Below are 18,005 nucleotides of genomic sequence, written 5' to 3'. Positions count from 1 at the left end.
CGCTTTTTTATGCCAATACCTTAACGATTAATTTCTTTAGTTCTTTTATATCAATGGGCTTCACTACATAATCCGTGAATTCACATTGTTTGGCGATCTCCTTTTCCCTTTCGAAAGCGAATGCCGTGAGCGCTATGATCGGAATGGTCTTGGATAAGGTGCGGATTCTGCGAGTCGCTTCGAATCCGTCCATAACCGGCATTTTTATGTCCATCAGGATTAGGTCCGGATGATATGTCTCGAACATATCGATAGCCTCTTGCCCGTTTAGCGCATGATAAAGTTGGTATTGCTTGCCAAACAAGGTTTCCAAAAGGAAATAATTCTCATAAACGTCCTCGGCGATTAAGATGGAATGATGCCTATCTGAACGGGGCGTTTCTTCGGATTGGACGGGGATATCCGGTGAAAGCTCAATATCAGTCCGTTTTGTGTCCAAAGGCAGAGTGAACCAAAAAGTGGAACCCACCCCTTCTTCAGAGTCTACGCCGATTTTACCTCCTAATGCCTCGATAATGGTTCGGCTGATGGTTAATCCCAATCCCGTACCTTGCTGGAAAGTATCTACCTTGATGAATCGCTCGAATATACGTCTTTGGTTTTCCGCGGAGATACCGATACCTGTATCTTTCACGCAGACTCGGATAAAATCCCCTTCTATCTCATAATAAATCGTGATACTTCCTTTTGTGGTAAATTTGATAGCGTTATTCACGAAATTAGATATCACTTGCATAACCCTCCGCTCATCGGTTTTAACGATTACGGATGGGGAGCCGAGATCAAAGATAAGAACCACGTCTGAAGGCATCTTTATAGAGTCTGCCAATGCGATTTCGCCACATATATCCTTGATGTCCACTTCCTCGAAATGATAATCCATGGTTCCCGCCTCGATTTTAGAGAAATCAAGGATATCATCGATCAGTTGCAGTAGCAAATCATTGTTTTTATGAATGATATCTAAATAAGATTGACGCTCTACCTCATCATCAATCTCGGCGATTATATTTGAGAACCCGACGATAGCGTTCAGCGGCGTGCGTATCTCATGACTCATATTCGCCAAGAATGCGGACTTCAATTTATCAGCTTCCTTTACCTTGATTAGCTCGATCTCCTTTTCCCGTTGCTGGGTTATGTTGGAGGTATAGCTTACGATCCTGTTAGGCGTTCCGTCGTCGTTGAATTTATAGGAGCGTACATTGGAGTTGAACCAGAATGTTTTGCCATTGAGGATACGCCTGTAGGCCGCTACGAAGTTATTGATCTTCCCTTGCAGGAGAGGTTTGAACTGTTTATTATATACCCGGTCAAAATCATCCGGATGGATTGAGGATTTATAGTCTTCTTGATTCTTGAAGTTGTAATCATGAATCGCTTTTAGCCCCTCATTATTATTAATGTCTTCATTGAGGCCAAAATCTACGGTCAATTTATCATTCTCTACATCGTATTCCCAAAGAATGGAATCCCCGGTATCTACTGATACTTTTAGCCGGGCTAGGCTATTTTCGATTTGTTCCCGCTTGATGTGATTCTCGGTATCGTCGAATACAATATAAATATAGCCGAATATATTATCAAGAGAGTCTTTTAATGTGACTCCTTTTACCAACAGATGCTTTGTTTTAGAATCATGATGACTATCGTAATAGCCGTTTTGAGAAGCAACCTTGAAATCATAATTAAGAGGAAAGAATATATCTTTTCCGTTTTTGAGGCTTTGGTTTACATATTTCGGGATATTAGGATTCTCGAACATATTCAGTCCCACGGCCTGCTCACGGGTAACACCAAAAATATCGAGATCCGCTTGGTTGATATCTACCAACACTCCATTCTCATCATAAAGTTCGGCGCCCCAAGGCATCTTGTCAAAAATGATCTTAAACTTCGTCTCGCTTTTCATGACTTGCATAGCCGTATGTTCTACTAATCCTTGGACTTCCCCTCTTTCAATGGCTATGGAAAGGATATCAGCCAACATATGTAAGTTCTCTATATCTAAGGCACTCCAGTTCCGTTTCTTTTTTACAGAATCAAAGCCGATAAATCCGGATGGTTTGCCTTGCTTGAAAATAGGGATGACTAATAAGGATGAAACCTCTTGCAAAATCAGAAGATGCTGCTCACTCTTCGCCTCTTCCGGCATTTTAGAGACATCATGAATAACGATATCCATGCCCTTTTTGATACTATCGTACCACCAAGGAATCTCGTCTTGCGGGAGTTGACGCAGTAAATCCTCTCGCATAGAGATAATGCCATCACAAGTAACTTCATTCGTAAAGTCAACAGTATGAGTTTGTTCGTCAAATGTTCCGATATACACCCGATCCACATCGAAAAATTGTAAGATGCGGAATAGCGCTTGGTCAATAACCGAGTTTTCTTTGGCTCCAAGAAGAAGTGACAATACATCCGACATCGTTTTTCGCAAATCAATCATATTGGCCAAAATCAAGTCGGTCTTTTCATCTTCTACATCGGTCTTCTTGTCTATAGCCTCATTAAGAAATGTTGTATTGGAATGAATGTTATTCATGATAAATTGAGTGTACTAAATTTATTCGAAAACAAATGTAAGTATAAACTTTGATTATTTTTTGTTTTAGTGTTTATTATATTATTATCGTGGCTTTAAAAATAATTTTGTACGTTTGTAAATAGTTGAATTAAACTTGAAATCTATGGATAATAAAATCATATTGACGATAGGCCGCCAGTTCGGAAGCGGTGGCCGCGAGATCGGACAACGTTTGGCGAAGGAGTTGGGTATCGGTTACTATGATAAGGAACTGATTACCGTGGCGGCCCGTGAGAGTGGATTATGCGAGGATGTTTTCGAGAAGGCGGACGAACGTGCCTCCAGTGGTTTATCGTACGCTTTTACGATGGGGTACTCTTCTTTTATGGGAGGGATGTTTACGCCTTATAATGATATTTTGTCTAATGACGGTCTTTTTAAGATACAGAGTGACGCTATCCGTAAATTGGCGGAGACTGAGTCGTGTGTTTTGGTAGGGCGTTGCGCTGATTATATCCTCCGGGATGATCCGGCTTGTTTGAGCTTCTTTATCCATAGTTCAGTGGAGAGCCGGGTCCAAAAGACCGTGGAAAGGCATGGTGTGACAGTGGAAGAGGCGAAGAACATGATGGAGAAGACTGATAAATCCCGTGCGGCTTACTATAATTATTATACGAATAAGACATGGGGAATGGCCTCTTCTTATAATTTCTCGATCGATGTATCCGTATTAGGGATCGACGAGACCGTGGAATTTATGAAAAGCTTTATCGAGCGCAGATTGAATAAGCGTCCGCCTCATTTCGGATAAATCGTATTCTTGAGAAACCATTATTGAATAGAGATTGACCTATTAAAACTAAGAAAGTATGCGAAAACCTTTTATTACTGTTCGGCTGACCTATGGTATGTTGGGCGCCTTGTTAGTTTCCACCTGTGCTTGTTCGGGCACGAAGTGGACGGAGGTAGAGAAAGATTCTATCCGTATCGTTACCCAGCAAGAAGGAGCTGTATTAGGATATTCGGCCAATTCGGGGGTGAGACTTCTTGCCGTTGACGGATATGCCTTCAAAGATCTGAATCGGAACGGGTTGCTTGATCCGTATGAGGATTGGCGTCTTACCCCCGAGGAACGTGCCGTTGATTTGGCCGGGCAGTTATCTACAGAGGAGATCGCCGGATTGATGCTTTATAGCGCCCATCAATCTATCCCCGGTGCCTCGAAAGGGTTTGGAGCTTCTACCTACAATGGCAAATCTTTTGATGAGAGTGGAGCCCAGCCATCCGATCTTTCCGATGCGCAGCGTAAATTCCTCACCGAGGATAATGTTCGTCATGTATTGGTTACGAGAGTACAAAGCCCAGAAGTGGCGGCTCGCTGGAATAATAATGTGCAAGCTTTAGTGGAGGGCATCGGTCACGGTATCTTACGGTCGTTGATAATCCCGATGAGGCGGATTTCGCCATCGTCTTTATGACGAGCCCGAACAGTGGTACGGGGTATGATAAATCCGATCGTGAGAAAGGAGGAAACGGTTATATGCCTATCAGTTTACAGTATAATGATTATACAGCTACCTATGCCCGTAATCCAAGTTTGGCGGGGGGAGATCCGTTTGAGAATTTCACGAACCGTTCTTATAAAGGTAAGTCCGTGAAAACAGCTAATAAGCAGGATATGCTTTCTGTTTTGGAGACAAAGGCTAAAATGAAAGGTAAGCCTGTAATCGTATCTTTGGAGATGGATAAGCCCACGATTATGTCCGAGTTCGAGGGTTCGGCGGATGCCATTCTGGTGAACTTCGGTGTACAAAACCAAGCGGTCTTGGATATCATCAGTGGAAAAGCCGAGCCTTCCGCTTTGTTGCCTTTGCAGATGCCGGCAGATATGCGTATCGTGGAGGAGCAATTCGAGGATGTTCCCCGGGATATGAAATGCTATACGGACAGCGAGGGCCATCTGTATGATTTCGCTTTTGGTATGAATTGGAAAGGCGTTATCGATGATGAGCGAGTGACTAAATATAAATAGGGTAAATTACATTTTTGTGTTTTTGTGGTTACGGTATCTATATATAATGCCTAAATTTGCATGGTAATATTATTAAGTGCAGACCATGAAAATTATGACATTGCAGGGAACGGACAAATTGTTATATGAACTTGTCGCACCTTTGGTCATGAATCCAGCCATTTTGCGACAAAATAACAATTACCCTTTTAAAACATCTCGTAGCCACGTTTGGTATATAGCCTTTCATGAAACGGCTGTTGTTGGTTTTATGCCTGTAAAAAAAGGACATATCTATTACTCTATAGACAATTATTTCGTGAGTGGTGACGATCCTTCGGTATTGAGTGAACTTCTTGAAGAAGTCATAAAGGATTTTTCATCTCAAGCTTCACTTATGGCTGTTGTGCATAAACGTCATGTAAAAGTGTTCTCACAAAAAAAGTTCCAGACATGTGTTGAGTGGAAAAATTATGATAAAATGCATTATTTACCGGAGGTAGAGTCATGATGCGAAGAATGGATGTGTACGAGGCGACAGAGAAAAGATTGAAGATCATTTTTGATTATTTCGATTACGTATACGTCTCTTTTTCCGGCGGAAAGGATAGTGGTGTACTGTTGAATTTGTGTGTAGATTATATTCGTAGATACGCTCCGGGACGAAAACTAGGTGTATTTCATATGGATTATGAGGTTCAATACAGCCAGACGACCGAATATGTGGAAAAGGTTTATGCCGCTAATTCCGATATCCTTGATATTTATCATTGTTGTGTTCCTTTTAAAGTCCAGACATGTACATCTATGTTTCAACAATATTGGAGACCTTGGAGCGAGGAGTGCCGGGATATCTGGGTTCGAGAGATGCCCCATTCATGTCTCCGGGCGAAAGACTTTGACTTCTTCAAGGAGGACATGTGGGATTATGATTTTCAGAATATGTTCCCTTTTTGGTTGTATCAACGGAAAATGGGCCGGCGTATATGTTGCCTTGTTGGTATCCGTACCCAAGAGAGTTTTAATAGGTGGCGGGCCATACATAGTGATAAGAATTACAGAAAACTAGCTAATTATAAATGGACTCGCAGAATGAATTATTCTATATATAACGCATATCCTATTTATGATTGGAAAACTCAGGATATCTGGATAGCGAACGGAAAGTTCGGTTGGCCATATAATCATTTGTATGATTTGTATTATCAAGCAGGGGTGCCTTTGTCCCGGCAACGTGTGGCGAGCCCATTCATATCCCAAGCGATATCCACACTGTTCATTTACAAAGTTGTCGATCCCGACATGTGGGGGCGGATGGTTGGACGTGTAAACGGTGTTGGCTTTGCCGGTATATATGGGAATACCTCCGCTATGGGATGGAGGGCTATCAAGTGCCCAGCCGGGTTCTCTTGGGAGAAATATATGTATTTTCTCCTAAATACCTTACCCGAAGAAACTCGTGAGAACTATTTGAATAAGTTAAGAGTCAGCCGTAAATTCTGGAGAGAAAAAGGGGGATGCCTCAGTGAGGAGACAATCGCTAAGTTACGGGCGGCTAATATTCCTATCATTGTGGAAGAATGTACCGCTTACCATACGGATAAGAAACCAGTACGGATGGAGTATATCGATGATATCAATATACCCGAGTTTAAAGAAATCCCTACTTACAAACGTATGTGTGTTTGTATTTTGAAAAACGATCATACATGCAAGTATATGGGTTTTTCCCAGACAAAACGAGAGAGGGATATGAGAAAAGAAGTAATGGACAAATATAATTTTTATAAGCATGGGAAACTTTGTTAGTCCGGCATATGGTGTTAGGGCTGTCCCTATAGAAAAAATTGTAGCCAACAGCTATAACCCTAATATCATGGCACCACCGGAAATGCGATTATTGGAACTTTCCATTTGGGAGGATGGCTATACGATGCCTTGCGTCTGTTATTATCTTGAAGAGGATGATTTATATGAGATAGTAGATGGTTATCATCGTTATCTGGTTATGAAGCAATCTCAAAGGATTTATGATCGTGAGAAAGGAATGTTGCCTGTAACGGTGATTGAGAAAGATATTTCAAACCGAATGGCTTCAACCATTCGCCATAACAGGGCTCGAGGGATGCACAACTTGGAACTTATGACGGAGATTGTTACGGAGTTGGTCAAATCTGGGATGTCTGATAAGTGGATCATGCGTAATATTGGAATGGATAAAAATGAGTTACTTCGGTTCAAGCAGATTTCGGGATTAGCTGAATTATTCCGGGATAAAGAATTCGGTTGGTCTGATGACTGGTCGGAAGAAGACTAAACTTTTTACATTTTGTTTGGCTGAGCGTTTTTTGCCTTTTATGGCTCTGTTGAGTACATATATACTAATTTTTTGTACATTTGCCCCCGACTTTTCACATAGGGGTGCCCGAGTCATACGGGCTGAGATTATACCCATCGAACCTGATCCGGGTAATGCCGGCGAAGGGAAAATAAGGTAGAACTAGGAAATAAAGGGGGCGTTACCTCTATGTGCTCCCTGATGTTTAAACTTTAATTAGTTATTAAGATGGAACAGATTGTTTCAAGTGGAATCATTGACTCTTACTTCGAGAAGTTGAAGAGCAACTTGTCTGTGGATGTAGCGATCGTGGGAGGGGGACCTTCCGGTATCGTGGCCGCTTATTTCTTGGCGAAAGCCGGTAAGAAGGTGGCGTTGTTTGATCGTAAGCTGGCTCCCGGTGGAGGTATGTGGGGCGGCGCTATGATGTTCAACGATATCGTGGTGCAGGAAGAGGCTATGCCGATTATCAAGGAATTGGGCGTAAGTTATAAGGAGGGTGCTAACGGCACGTATATCATGGATTCGGTACATACCACTTCCGCTTTGATTTATCAGGCGACGAAGGCGGGCGCTACGATCTTTAACTGCTATTCGGTAGAGGACGTGGTGTTTCATAACGATGCCGTAGCCGGTGTGGTAGTGAACTGGGCTCCGGTAATCCGTGAGGGGATGCACGTGGATCCGTTGACGATCATGGCAAAGGCTGTCTTGGAAGGTACGGGGCATGATTGCGAGATCGCCCGTGTGGTAGCCCGTAAGAATGATATCCAATTGAATACACCGACCGGAGGCGTGATCGGCGAGCGTTCCTTGAATGTGGAGCTGGGTGAGCAGACGACGGTGGAGAACACGAAGGAGATCTACCCGGGATTATTCGTTTCCGGTATGGCCGCTAACGGCGTAAGCGGTAGCTTCCGTATGGGACCGATCTTTGGCGGCATGCTGATGAGCGGCAAGAAGGCGGCTGAGTTGATCTGCGAAAAGCTTGGGAATTGAAAATTGAGAATTGAGAATTGAGAATTATTGATTGTTGTATCTTTAATTTTCAATTCTCAATTCCCAACGGTTTTTCCTTGTCTCAAGAATAAGAATCCCGTTATGATCAACGCCGTGGATAATCCCGTATAGAATACAGAAATGAAAGAATTCGGCAGTAAATGGAGCGCACGGATCGTGATCCCGAAAGCGATCATGAAGATCATGATAATCCAACCTTTCACGTCGAAGAAAGAGAACGGGCAATGTTTCCCGTTTTTCCGGGAGATCCGTTCGGAATGTTTATAGAAAAGCCGTTTAAAGACCAAATTGAAGAAAAGCAAGAAAACGATGGTCGCTTCCCCGATCTTGAATAACCAATAATGGGTATCGTTTAACCATGTGACGATACCGATGCGTAAGATATTGATACCGGCGAAAATCCATACGCAACCGGCGGTATATAATAATATCTTTTTATTTACTCCAAACTTCATCTATCTTTTTATTTACCGCAAACTTACAACATTCATGTAAAAAACGGAAAAATATCCTTATCTTTGTGCCATGCGTGAGAAAATGAAACAGAGGATTGTACAATACGTGGTGCTGATGGCCGGCATCTTGGCGTTGCTTTCTGTGGTTATCCCTCACCATCATCACCGGGACGGGATGCCTTGTTATCAATCCTTGACCGCAGAGCAAGCGCATGGCGATAAAAGCACAGATACGCATGATTGCGGTTGCGACGGGCATAACTTGGCCTATTTCAGTACGCATATTTCTCATTTTATGGATGGAGATGTGGATATACATCTGATGCCGTTACTCGTTTTATTTGATTACATTTATCCACCTGAACCGGCGTTTTGCGGACAGCTCCTTGATCACGAGAACGCCCCCTACATTGAGTCGCTGCACGACGCTTGGATAGTGAGTGCCTCGGGACTTCGTGCCCCTCCTATGTCTTGATACCTCGTTTGTGAGAGCGGGTGAGGACAGACTTGCCCCTATCTATTTATTATTAACGATATCAAGATTTTTTACACAATGAAGAAAATATATTTGGTAGGTGCGATGTGCGCTTACCTGTTTGCCGGTTGTGCGGGAAATGCGTCGCAAGCCGGACACGATGAGCATAATCATGAATTAGAGGCTCACGATCATGATCATGAGGGACATGAACACGAAGGCCATGACCATGAGCATGAGCATGAGGCCGGTGGTACCCATCCCGGCGAGATTGTCTTTAAGAAGGCTTTAGCCGAGGCCGTTGGTTTGCAGACTGTAACGGTTAATCCCGCTCCTTTCACGGATGTGATTAAGACGAGCGGACGAGTAATGGCGGCGCAAGGGGAGGAGTCCGTGATCGTCGCTACCGTCCCCGGCGTGATCTCGTTTGGTAGCTTGCCATTCGTGGATGGTACGGCGGTACGCAAGGGACAGGCCGTGTTGAGTATCGCTTCCAACGCCCTCTCTGATGGAGACGTGGCGGCAAAGGCTAAATTCGCTTATGAGACGGCGAAAAAGGAATACGAGCGTATGCAAGCCTTGGTAGGCGATAAGATCGTATCCGCCAAGGATTTCGAGCAGGCCCGCTTGAATTACGAGAACGCCAAGGTCGCTTATGAGGCGATAGCGGGAAAACAGACGGCGAAAGGCGTGTCTGTAGTCTCTCCCTTGAACGGTTACTTGAAGAACATCCAAGTGAAAGAGGGTGATTATGTATCCGTAGGTCAGCCTTTGGCTACGATCTCGCAAAACAATCGTTTGGTATTGCGTGCGGACGTGTCTGAGAGGTATTACAACGATCTTCCCATGATCCAAACTGCTAATTTCATGACTCCGTATGATAACGCTCTCTATAAATTGTCTGATTTGCGTGGACGGTTGTTATCGTATGGAAAGGCTTCCGATATGAACTCTTTCTATGTACCGGTGACTTTCGAGTTCGATAATAAAGGAGCGGTTATCCCCGGTTCTTTCGTGGAGATCTTTTTGTTGACAAAGCCGATGGAGAATGTCTTGAGCGTGCCTGTCTCCGCCCTTATCGAGGAGCAGGGCATTTATTCGGTATTTATCCGTCTGGATGAGGAAGGCTATAAGAAGCAATGGGTGACGCTGGGAGCGAATAACGGCTCGGAGGTACAGATCCTTTCCGGATTGAAACCGGGCGATGAGGTCGTGACCCGTGGCGCTTACCAGATCAAGTTGTCTTCCGCTTCTAACGCGATACCGGCTCATAGCCATAGCCATTAATAGGAGGGACGTTGCATGTTAAATAAGATAATTTATTATTCATTGCACAACCGGTTGGTAATCTTGGTTTGTGCGCTATTGCTGATGATCTGGGGTACGTACACGGCGTTTAATACGGACGTGGATGTGTTCCCGGACTTGAACGCCCCAACGGTCGTGATCATGACCGAGGCGAACGGTATGGCTCCCGAGGAGGTAGAACGCTTGGTGACATTCCCTGTGGAGACTGCCGTGAACGGTGCGATGGACGTGCGGCGTGTACGTTCCTCGTCTACCACCGGATTCTCCGTGGTTTGGGTAGAGTTCGATTGGGGTACGGATATTTACCGGGCTCGTCAGATCGTGTCCGAAAAACTGGCTGTCTTGGGTGAGAGCCTTCCCGAGAACGTAGGTAAACCGACCTTAGGCCCGCAGTCATCCATCTTGGGTGAGATGATGATCCTCGGTTTGACCGCCGATTCCACGTCTTTGTTGGACTTACGTACGATCGCCGACTGGACGATCCGTCCCCGTTTGTTGTCTACGGGCGGTGTGGCGCAGGTGGCCGTGATCGGTGGCGATATTAAGGAGTACCAGATCTTGTTGGACCCGGCTCGTATGAAGCACTACGGTGTAGGGTTGAACGAGGTGTTGGATGTTTGTCGGAATATGAACCGGAACGCCAATGGTGGTGTATTGTATGAGTTTGATAATGAGTATATCATCCGGGGTGTATTGTCTACGTCGAAGGCGGAAGAGATCGCTCAGGGTGTGGTGAAGACCGTGAATGAGTATCCGGTTACGCTGGGTGATATCGCTACGGTTAAGATCGGCGGTAAAAGCCCGAAGCTGGGAACCGCTTCCGAGCGGACAAAGCCAGCCGTGCTGATTACCGTGACCAAACAGCCGGATACGAGTACGGAGAAGTTGACGGAGAAGCTGGACGAGATTGTTGTCGATTTGCGGAAGAACTTGCCGGCGGATGTACATGTCTCTACGGATATATTCCGCCAGAGTCATTTTATCGATAACTCTATTAATAATGTAAAGAAGAGCTTGTTTGAGGGTAGTTTCTTCGTGGTGATCGTCTTGTTCCTGTTCTTGATGAATATACGTACGACGGTGATCTCGTTGGTAGCCTTGCCGTTATCTTTGCTGGTCTCTATCATCGTATTGCACTACATGGGATTGACGATTAACACGATGAGCTTGGGAGGTATGGCGATCGCTATCGGTTCCTTGGTGGATGACGCTATCGTGGACGTGGAGAACGTGTATAAACGAATCCGGGAAAACCGGCTCTTGCCTCCGGATCAGCAACGCTCTACCTTGGAGGTGGTTTACGACGCTTCCCGTGAGGTACGTATGCCGATCTTGAACTCTACCTTGATTATCGTGGTGAGCTTCGTGCCCTTGTTCTTCTTGAGTGGTATGGAAGGCCGTATGTTGGTTCCGCTGGGTATCGCTTTTATCGTGGCGTTGTTTGCTTCTACGGTGGTGGCGCTTACCTTGACCCCGGTGCTTTGTAGCTATTTGCTGAACCGTAAAGCGACGGGAATGAAGGAACTGCGTGAGGCTTGGATAGCCCGGAAGTTGAAGGTGGTGTATAAACGGGCTTTGGAGTTAGCGTTGGCTTACCAGAAATGGGTGCTAGGTACCACGATCGCTTTGTTTGTGGTCGCCTTGGTGATCTTCTTTCATTTGGGACGTAGTTTCTTGCCCCCGTTCAATGAGGGTTCTTTTACGATCAACGTAAGCTCGCTTCCGGGAATTTCCTTGGACGAGTCGGACCAGATCGGACGCCGTGCGGAAGCGTTGCTGTTGCAAGTGCCCGAGATAAAGACTGTGGCTCGGAAGACCGGTCGTGCGGAATTGGATGAGCATGCCTTGGGCGTGAATGTTTCCGAGATCGAGGCTCCTTTCGAATTGCAAGACCGTAGTCGGGATGAGGTGATGAATGATGTCCGCAAGAAGTTATCTACGATCAGCGGCGCTAATATAGAGATCGGGCAACCTATTTCCCATCGTATCGACGCTATGCTTTCCGGCACGGAGGCGAATATCGCTATCAAATTGTTTGGTACGGACTTGAACCTGATGTTTACGGTCGGTAACCAGATCAAGGCCGCTATCCAAACGATCCCGGGTCTGGTGGACTTGAAGGTAGAGCAGCAGATCGAGCGTCCGCAGTTGACAATCACCCCGAAACGTGAGTTGCTGGCTAAATATGGCATTCCCCTGCCGGAGTTCGAGGAATATATCAATGTGATGTTGGGTGGAGAGGCCGTAAGTCAGGTGTACGACGATGGCAAGAGCTTCGACCTGACCGTGAAGACCTCCGACGCTAGCCGTGCCACGATGGATGATATTAGCAATCTGATGATCGATGCCGCCGGACAGAAAGTGCCGCTAAGCTACGTGGCCGATATCCGTTCGGTGACCGGTCCGAATACGATCAATCGTGAGAATGTGCAACGTAAGATCGTGATTAGCGCCAATGTATCGGAACGTGACTTGCGAAGTGTGGTTAATGAGATACAGGATCGGGTAGAGGCTAATATCCGTTTGCCGGAGGGATACCATATCGAATATGGTGGCCAGTTCGAGAGCGAGGCGGCGGCCAGCCGTACCTTATTGCTGACGTCGTTGATGTCGTTATTGGTGATCTTCATGTTACTGTACAATGAGTTCAAGGACGTGAAGGAGAGCGGCGTGATCTTGTTGAACCTGCCGTTGGCGTTGATCGGTGGCGTGATTATCCTATGGCTTACTTCCGGCGAGATCAGTATCCCGGCGATTATCGGTTTCATTTCCTTGTTTGGTATCGCTACCCGAAACGGTATGCTGCTGATCAGCCACTATACGCATTTGCGTGGAGAGGGAATGGGATTGCGTGAGTCCGTGATACAAGGTTCCCTAGACCGTTTGAACCCGATCTTAATGACGGCGTTGAGTTCCGCCTTGGCGTTGATCCCGTTGGCGTTGAATGGCGATCTTCCCGGGAATGAGATCCAAAGCCCGATGGCGACGGTGATCTTGGGTGGTTTATTAACCTCTACGTTCTTAAACGGATTCATCATCCCGATTGTTTATCTGATAATGAACAAGAATAAAGAATAAGTTTTATGAAATCATATATTATAGTCGCCGCCTTGTCTGTATTGACAGGCGGCCTTTCTGCCCAGACTTCTATAGAGGACGTGCTCCGGAGCGTGGAGGCGAACAATAAGGATTTACAGGCGAACAGCCAGTTGGTCCAGTCGCAGAAGCTGGAGGCGAAGTTGGATAATAATTTGCCAGACCCTTCGGTCTCTTATTCGCATTTCTGGGGGAATAAAGAAGGGATGGGATTCACGGGCGAGTTCGTGGCTTCCCAAAGCTTTGATTTCCCGTCCGTATATGTCCGGAAGCATAAGCTGACGAAGGCGAAATCCGCGGGTTTGGATCGTCAAGGGATGGCTTTTCGTCAGCAAATCTTGTTGCAGGTGAAAGAGGTTTGCCTAGATTTGGTGCTGTTGAACCAGCAGAAGAACCTATTGGATACCCGTCTTAGGAACGCCGAGCAACTTTCCGCTTTTTATGCGACTCGTTTGGAGAAAGGAAATGCGAATATCCTTGAGACAAACAAGATCGATCTGGAATTATTGAACGCTCGGACAGAGGCCCGGATGAACGAGACTTCCCGTATTGCCAAGCTGCAGGAGCTGGCTACCTTGAATGGCGGTATCGCTATCGAGTTTACGGATACGGTTTACGCCTTGCCGGATAAGGATGTGCTTTCCTTTGATGAGCTGCGGACGGAGGCGATGCAATCCGATCCGCAATTACAGACCTTGCGTAGCGACCAGACGACAGCTCTTCGGCAGGTGAGCGTGAATAAGGCGAAAGGTCTGCCCGGCTTTGAGTTAGGGTATCGTATGAATCCCGCCTCGGGTGGAGAGCGTTTCAATGGTTTCTTGGTAGGAATCACCATCCCGTTGTTCTCGAACCGTAATAACGTGAAACAGGCGAAGGCTCAGGCCCGCTATACGGAGATGCAGTTGGAGAGCGCTTCTTTCACGGTAGAGAATGGGTTGAGGCAGCTATATGACCAGTCTGTCTCCTTAAAGAAATCTATCGATGAATATAAGGATGTGCTGAAAAGGCAGAATAGCTTGGTCTTGTTGAACAAGGCTATACAGGCCGGACAAATATCTATGATCGAGTATTTCGTGGATGTGACGACCTATTACCAAAGCGTGCAAAACTACCTGCAATTGCAAAACCAATACCAAAAGGTCATGGCACAATTGTATAAGTATCGATTATGATAAGGAACACAACTGTGTTTTCTCTTGAACACAGTTGTGTTTATCCACAGATACAGTTGTGTTTTCTTACGAACACAACTGTGTTTTTACGTTCTCTAAGGATCGCTTAAAGTCACGGATCAATTCTTTCATCACCTCTTCCACGGATAATTCCTCCCAGAATAAAGACGCTACCTGTCCGATCTCTAACTCGCCTTCCTTTAGGTCGCCCTCAAAGATTCCTTTCTTGGCACGTCCTTTGCCTAATAACTCACGTAATTCTTCCACGGACGCTCCCCGGGCTTCCGCTTCTTCCACTGCCGTAGCGAAATCTCCTTTTACCAGACGGGTAGGAGACAGTTTCTTTAATAATAACTTCGTATCGCCTTCCTTAAGATTCAAGCATAGTTTCTTGAAATTCTCGTGTGCCGAGCTTTCTTTGGTTAGGGCGAAACGAGTGCCTATCTGTACGCCGTCGGCCCCTAGTGCGAGTGCCGCTAGCATCGCTTGACCGTTTCCGATACCTCCTGCCGCCAAAAGGGGGAGAGAGGTCGCTTTCCGGACAGCGGGGATCAGGCACATCGTAGTTGTTTCCTCCCGTCCGTTGTGCCCGCCGGCCTCGAAGCCTTCGGCAACGATGGCATCCACTCCGACCTCCTCGCATTTCGTGGCGAATTTAGAGCTGCTTACCACGTGAACGACCGTCATGCCATGATCCTTCAAATACTTTGTCCATGTTTTCGGGTTGCCGGCGGAGGTAAATACGATCTTCACTTTTTCCTCCACCAATATCCGCATCAAGGTATCGATTTCCGGGTACATTAGCGGGACATTCACGCCAAAAGGCTTGTCGGTCGCCGCCTCGCATTTACGGATATGTTCCCGGAGCACTTCCGGGTGCATGGAGCCTGCCCCGATCAATCCTAATCCACCGGCGTTACTAACCGCTGAAGCTAGCCGCCAACCACTACACCAAACCATTCCCGCCTGTATGATGGGATACTGAATACCAAAAAGACTACAAATTCGATTCATATTATTTCTTGCGTTAATCTCGCTAAAATTAGTGAACTATTTTTATTGGAACAACAATTTCTTTGTCGAGGTTGTTGAATAGGCATATAACTTTAAAATATAAGAGATATGCCAGAGAATATAATGAAAACGTTATGGGATGAGAGCGATGATCTTCACGATGAGACCATGTCTACCAATTCGGTATTGTCGGATGATTACACGTCTAATGACATTCAAGATTTACAAGAAACGATCGAAAATGAAAATATCGAGGACGGTATAGAGAGCGATTCGATTGAACATTGAATGAAAGCATATTGGGTCCCCGAAGGGAAGATCTCCCTTTGGGGATCTTTTTTGTGTGAATTGTGAAAATCTTTTTCCGGATTCTAAATAATAACAATTTGAAATAGAATTGTAACGCAAAACTTCGTTATCTTTGTCCATTGTAATTCTAATATAACAATGGCATGAATAAAACGCTTATGGCCGCAGGTTTAGCGGTTATTTTGGGAGCTTGTTCCTCCTCAAAGAAAAGCGATGTAGCGGAAGGCGCTACACCCAATCCGTTTTTTGCGGAGTATACGACACCGTTCGGGGTGCCTCCGTTTGACCAAATAGAGGTGGCTCATTACAAGCCGGCTCTTTTGAAAGGCATGGAAGAGCAGTCGAAGGAGATCGAGGCGATCGTGGCAAATCCGGATGCGCCGACATTCGAGAATACGATCGTGGCCTTAGACCAAAGTGGCGAGTTGCTTACTAAAGTAATGTATGCTTTCGGTGGCCAATCCAGTGTGAATACCACGGACGAGATCCAAGAGCTCGAACGTGAGCTTTATCCCCTTTTATCCAAACATTCGGATGATATCAGCCTAAATCCCCAGCTTTTCGCCCGGGTGAAATCCGTATATGAGAATCAGGCGAGCTTCCATCTGGATAAGGAACAGAAGAAGCTGTTGGAGGAAACCTATAAAAGCTTTGTCCGGGGAGGAGCCAATCTGCCGGAGGATAAGCAGGCGAAGTTGCGTGAGCTGAACGAGAAGATATCCATGCTCCAACTTACTTTCGGACAGAATACCCTGAAAGAGACCAACGATTTCCAATTAGTGATCGATAATAAAGAGGACTTATCCGGTCTGCCGGAAGACGTGATCGTCAAGGCGGCGCAAACGGCCCAAGAGAATGGTCTGGATGGTAAGTGGGTGTTTACCCTCCATAATCCGAGCGTGATGCCTTTCCTTCAATACGCCGATAAGCGTGATTTGCGTGAGAAGATCTTCAAGGCGTATACGAATCGTGGCAACAATAATAATGAGAATGATAATAAGGAGGTCGTTAAGCAGCTGGTTGCCGCTCGTCTGGAGAAAGCCCGATTGATGGGATATGAGGATTATGCCGCTTTCGTATTGGAAGAGAATATGGCGAAGAACGAGAAGAACGTGTACGACTTGCTTGATAAAATCTGGCCATCTGCCTTGGCGAAAGCGAAAGAGGAATTGGCCGATATCAACGCCGAGATCAAGAAGGAAGGCGGTAATTACGAGGCCGAGGGCTGGGACTGGCGTTATTATTTCGAGAAAGCCAAGAAAGCGAAATATAACTTGGACGAGAACGAGATGCGTCCTTATTTTGAGTTGGGACATGTACGTGAGGGCATCTTCTATGTAGCCAATAAATTATACGGTATCACGTTTACCGAGATCAAGGACATCCCGAAACCGGACCCCGACGCTCTCGCTTTCGAGTGCAAGGATAAAGATGGTACGCATCTGGGCGTATTGTATATGGATTTCTTTACCCGCCCGGGCAAAGGAGGTGGCGCATGGTGCGGCGGTTACCGTTCACAAACGTATAAGGATGGGAAACGGGTAGCCCCGGTGGTTACTACCGTATTTAATTTCAGCAAACCGGCGGAGGGACAACCGGCGCTTTTGACGGCCGACGAGACCGAGACCGTATTCCATGAGTTCGGTCATGCCTTGCACGGTTTATTCTGCGATGTTCATTATTATGGCGTGTCCGACGTGCCTCGTGACTTTGTGGAGCTACCTTCGCAAGTCGATGAGCATTGGGCCGTTGAGCCGGAGGTATTGAAAGTGTACGCTAAACATTACCAGACCGGCGAGGTAATACCGCAAGCCCTTGTAGACAAGATGATCAAGAGTGGCAAGTATGGACAAGGATTCGCTACGACGGAGTATCTGGCCGCCTCTTATCTGGATATGGATTATCATGTATTGAAAGAGATCCCTGCCGATTTGGATATTGAGAAATTTGAGGCGAAGGTCTTGGGCGATCGTGGTCTGATCCGTCAGATTCCGTCTCGCTACCGCTCTACTTATTTCGGACATACGATGGAAGGTGGATATACCGCCGGTTATTATAGCTATATCTGGGCGGAAGTGTTGGATTGCGACGCTTTCCAAGCTTATAAGGAGACGGGTGATATCTTCAACCCGGAGGTTGCCTCTAAATTCCGTAAATACGTACTGACCCCGGGCGGCATCGACGACGCTATGGACATGTACGTGAATTTCCGTGGCAAACAACCTAGCATCGATCCGCTGTTGGAGAACAGAGGGCTAAAATGAGCAGAACAATTTA

16 protein-coding genes and 1 riboswitch are annotated in these 18,005 nt (G+C 46.0%); of the genes, 13 read left to right on the top strand and 3 right to left on the bottom strand.

The features are described from left to right. Positions 1-7: 7 nt before the first annotated feature. Entirely contained in the window at positions 8-2,548 is a 2,541-nt protein-coding gene (locus CI959_RS19795) for an ATP-binding protein (protein WP_057317030.1), read from the bottom strand. A gap of 145 nt (positions 2,549-2,693) precedes the next feature. On the opposite strand from CI959_RS19795, the gene CI959_RS19790 reads away from it, so the two are divergent. From CI959_RS19790 to CI959_RS19760, 7 genes are all read left to right on the top strand, one after another. Further along, a complete protein-coding gene (locus CI959_RS19790) occupies positions 2,694-3,341 on the top strand; it encodes an AAA family ATPase (RefSeq protein ID WP_005866440.1) in 648 nt (215 codons plus the stop codon). Between the two features lie 58 nt (positions 3,342-3,399). Then, positions 3,400-4,008, top strand: a complete 609-nt coding sequence (locus CI959_RS21955; protein WP_057317031.1) for a hypothetical protein — start codon at positions 3,400-3,402, stop codon at positions 4,006-4,008. Then, positions 4,005-4,562, top strand: a complete 558-nt coding sequence (locus tag CI959_RS21690; RefSeq protein WP_022192398.1) for a glycoside hydrolase family 3 C-terminal domain-containing protein — start codon at positions 4,005-4,007, stop codon at positions 4,560-4,562. The genes CI959_RS21955 and CI959_RS21690 overlap by 4 nt, the downstream gene beginning before the upstream one ends. Before the next feature lie 85 nt (positions 4,563-4,647). Next, a complete protein-coding gene (locus CI959_RS19775; RefSeq protein WP_005866444.1) occupies positions 4,648-5,052 on the top strand; it encodes a hypothetical protein in 405 nt (134 codons plus the stop codon). After that, on the top strand, positions 5,049-6,350 hold the full coding sequence (locus CI959_RS19770; RefSeq protein ID WP_005866446.1) for a DUF3440 domain-containing protein: 1,302 nt from the start codon (positions 5,049-5,051) through the stop codon (positions 6,348-6,350). The genes CI959_RS19775 and CI959_RS19770 overlap by 4 nt, the downstream gene beginning before the upstream one ends. Next, the gene (locus CI959_RS19765; RefSeq protein ID WP_005857955.1) at positions 6,334-6,858 is read left to right on the top strand and encodes a ParB/RepB/Spo0J family partition protein; all 525 of its coding nucleotides are present in this window, start codon (positions 6,334-6,336) and stop codon (positions 6,856-6,858) included. Before CI959_RS19770 ends, CI959_RS19765 begins: the two co-directional genes overlap by 17 nt. A gap of 90 nt (positions 6,859-6,948) precedes the next feature. Then, positions 6,949-7,045: riboswitch (TPP riboswitch) on the top strand. A 62-nt stretch (positions 7,046-7,107) separates the two neighbouring features. Further along, entirely contained in the window at positions 7,108-7,878 is a 771-nt protein-coding gene (locus CI959_RS19760) for a sulfide-dependent adenosine diphosphate thiazole synthase (protein ID WP_005857953.1), read from the top strand. A gap of 56 nt (positions 7,879-7,934) precedes the next feature. Here the strand turns inward: CI959_RS19760 and CI959_RS19755 are convergent, their stop codons facing one another. Next, the gene (locus tag CI959_RS19755) at positions 7,935-8,354 is read right to left on the bottom strand and encodes a hypothetical protein (protein WP_011966530.1); all 420 of its coding nucleotides are present in this window, start codon (positions 8,352-8,354) and stop codon (positions 7,935-7,937) included. Positions 8,355-8,424: 70 nt separating this feature from the next. On the opposite strand from CI959_RS19755, the gene CI959_RS19750 reads away from it, so the two are divergent. The 4 genes from CI959_RS19750 (at position 8,425) to CI959_RS19735 (ending at position 14,405) form a co-directional block, all read left to right on the top strand. Further along, positions 8,425-8,829 (top strand): DUF6769 family protein, encoded by a 405-nt coding sequence (locus CI959_RS19750; protein WP_011966529.1) that lies wholly within the window; start codon positions 8,425-8,427, stop codon positions 8,827-8,829. Between the two features lie 78 nt (positions 8,830-8,907). Continuing rightward, entirely contained in the window at positions 8,908-10,116 is a 1,209-nt protein-coding gene (locus CI959_RS19745) for an efflux RND transporter periplasmic adaptor subunit (protein ID WP_057317032.1), read from the top strand. Positions 10,117-10,131: 15 nt separating this feature from the next. Continuing rightward, complete coding sequence (locus tag CI959_RS19740) at positions 10,132-13,215, top strand: efflux RND transporter permease subunit (protein WP_008772501.1); 3,084 nt, start codon at positions 10,132-10,134, stop codon at positions 13,213-13,215. Between the two features lie 5 nt (positions 13,216-13,220). Further along, a complete protein-coding gene (locus tag CI959_RS19735) occupies positions 13,221-14,405 on the top strand; it encodes a TolC family protein (protein ID WP_011966526.1) in 1,185 nt (394 codons plus the stop codon). A 66-nt stretch (positions 14,406-14,471) separates the two neighbouring features. On the opposite strand, the gene CI959_RS19730 is transcribed toward CI959_RS19735, so the two are convergent. Beyond that, a complete protein-coding gene (locus CI959_RS19730; RefSeq protein ID WP_095231522.1) occupies positions 14,472-15,419 on the bottom strand; it encodes a nitronate monooxygenase family protein in 948 nt (315 codons plus the stop codon). A 108-nt stretch (positions 15,420-15,527) separates the two neighbouring features. Between CI959_RS19730 and CI959_RS19725 the strand changes: the two genes are divergently transcribed. Next, positions 15,528-15,707: a hypothetical protein gene (locus CI959_RS19725; protein WP_005857938.1), complete on the top strand. Its 180-nt coding sequence runs from the start codon at positions 15,528-15,530 to the stop codon at positions 15,705-15,707. Positions 15,708-15,871: 164 nt separating this feature from the next. Then, positions 15,872-17,992: a M3 family metallopeptidase gene (locus tag CI959_RS19720; RefSeq protein ID WP_057317033.1), complete on the top strand. Its 2,121-nt coding sequence runs from the start codon at positions 15,872-15,874 to the stop codon at positions 17,990-17,992. The last annotated feature ends 13 nt before the right edge of the window (positions 17,993-18,005 follow it).

The sequence above is a fragment of the Parabacteroides sp. AT13 genome, assembly GCF_002272965.1.
GTDB lineage: Bacteria > Bacteroidota > Bacteroidia > Bacteroidales > Tannerellaceae > Parabacteroides > Parabacteroides distasonis.
This window is presented reverse-complemented; position numbering and strand designations above follow the sequence as displayed.

What these genes read in the sequence shown, in the direction of transcription:
- CI959_RS21955 (WP_057317031.1), top strand. Translation starts at nt 3,400, where the DNA reads ATGCGAAAACCTTTTATTACTGTTCGGCTGACCTATGGTATGTTGGGC.
- CI959_RS19775 (WP_005866444.1), top strand. Translation starts at nt 4,648, where the DNA reads ATGAAAATTATGACATTGCAGGGAACGGACAAATTGTTATATGAACTT.
- CI959_RS19740 (WP_008772501.1), top strand. Translation starts at nt 10,132, where the DNA reads ATGTTAAATAAGATAATTTATTATTCATTGCACAACCGGTTGGTAATC.
- CI959_RS19760 (WP_005857953.1), top strand. Translation starts at nt 7,108, where the DNA reads ATGGAACAGATTGTTTCAAGTGGAATCATTGACTCTTACTTCGAGAAG.
- CI959_RS19730 (WP_095231522.1), bottom strand. Translation starts at nt 15,419, where the DNA reads ATGAATCGAATTTGTAGTCTTTTTGGTATTCAGTATCCCATCATACAG.
- CI959_RS19790 (WP_005866440.1), top strand. Translation starts at nt 2,694, where the DNA reads ATGGATAATAAAATCATATTGACGATAGGCCGCCAGTTCGGAAGCGGT.
- CI959_RS19770 (WP_005866446.1), top strand. Translation starts at nt 5,049, where the DNA reads ATGATGCGAAGAATGGATGTGTACGAGGCGACAGAGAAAAGATTGAAG.
- CI959_RS19795 (WP_057317030.1), bottom strand. Translation starts at nt 2,548, where the DNA reads ATGAATAACATTCATTCCAATACAACATTTCTTAATGAGGCTATAGAC.
- CI959_RS19720 (WP_057317033.1), top strand. Translation starts at nt 15,872, where the DNA reads ATGAATAAAACGCTTATGGCCGCAGGTTTAGCGGTTATTTTGGGAGCT.
- CI959_RS19735 (WP_011966526.1), top strand. Translation starts at nt 13,221, where the DNA reads ATGAAATCATATATTATAGTCGCCGCCTTGTCTGTATTGACAGGCGGC.
- CI959_RS19725 (WP_005857938.1), top strand. Translation starts at nt 15,528, where the DNA reads ATGCCAGAGAATATAATGAAAACGTTATGGGATGAGAGCGATGATCTT.
- CI959_RS19745 (WP_057317032.1), top strand. Translation starts at nt 8,908, where the DNA reads ATGAAGAAAATATATTTGGTAGGTGCGATGTGCGCTTACCTGTTTGCC.
- CI959_RS19765 (WP_005857955.1), top strand. Translation starts at nt 6,334, where the DNA reads ATGGGAAACTTTGTTAGTCCGGCATATGGTGTTAGGGCTGTCCCTATA.
- CI959_RS19755 (WP_011966530.1), bottom strand. Translation starts at nt 8,354, where the DNA reads ATGAAGTTTGGAGTAAATAAAAAGATATTATTATATACCGCCGGTTGC.
- CI959_RS19750 (WP_011966529.1), top strand. Translation starts at nt 8,425, where the DNA reads ATGCGTGAGAAAATGAAACAGAGGATTGTACAATACGTGGTGCTGATG.
- CI959_RS21690 (WP_022192398.1), top strand. Translation starts at nt 4,005, where the DNA reads ATGACGAGCCCGAACAGTGGTACGGGGTATGATAAATCCGATCGTGAG.